A 686-nucleotide genomic window follows, 5' to 3' on the forward strand; every position below is an offset into this window, starting at 1 on the left:
GAGGTCGGTCGCCGGGAAATCCGGCCGGGCCACCAGCGTCATGCCGGTCTGCGAGACCACGCCGAGCGGCGCCAGCCCGCGCTGGATGTCGAAGGGCAGCCGGCGATACAGCGTCGCCGCGCTGGCCAGGCCGATATGGTGGATCAGGAGGTTGTAGCCRTCCGGCCGGGCCTGGGCGACGCGCGCCGCCGCGATGGTGCCCCCCGCGCCCGTGAGGTTCTCCGCCGCGACCGGCTGGCCGAGCTCCTTGGCCATGCCCTCCGCGAGGAGCCGGGCGATCATGTCCGTCGGGCCGCYGGCCGCGAAGGGGACGTAGAGCGTGATCGGGCGCGACGGAAAGGCGCCTTGCGCCAAAGCCGGCGAGGCGAGCAACAGAGGAAGTCCGAGCGTGGCGCGGCGAGCAATCATGGAGGTTTCCTTCGGCTTTTCAGCCGACCTCCAGGGTCAGCCTCAGTCGTTGGCGCTACGGATAGCCTCGACCACCGCGTTCGTCACGTCCTGGGTGTTCGCCTTGCCGCCGAGATCGGGCGTGACCACGCCATTGGCCGTCGCCACCTCGATGCCGCGCATCAGGCGGTCCGCCGCGGGCTTCTCGCCAAGGTGCTCCAGCATCATGCAGGCGGTCCAGAAGGTCGCGACCGGGTTGGCGATGCCCAGGCCCGTGATGTCGAAGGCCGAGCCATGGA

General features: G+C 70.6%; 2 protein-coding genes. Both read right to left on the minus strand.

Annotation, left to right across the window (positions count from 1 at the left end):
• On the minus strand, positions 1–408 hold a 408-nt coding region (locus AC1DWF_RS34895; RefSeq protein WP_476843048.1), incomplete at its 3' end, for a tripartite tricarboxylate transporter substrate-binding protein.
• Between the two features lie 42 nt (positions 409–450).
• On the minus strand, positions 451–686 hold a 236-nt coding region (locus tag AC1DWF_RS34900), incomplete at its 5' end, for an isocitrate/isopropylmalate family dehydrogenase (RefSeq protein ID WP_476843049.1).

The sequence above is a fragment of the Aminobacter sp. P4_D5 genome (assembly GCF_056401815.1).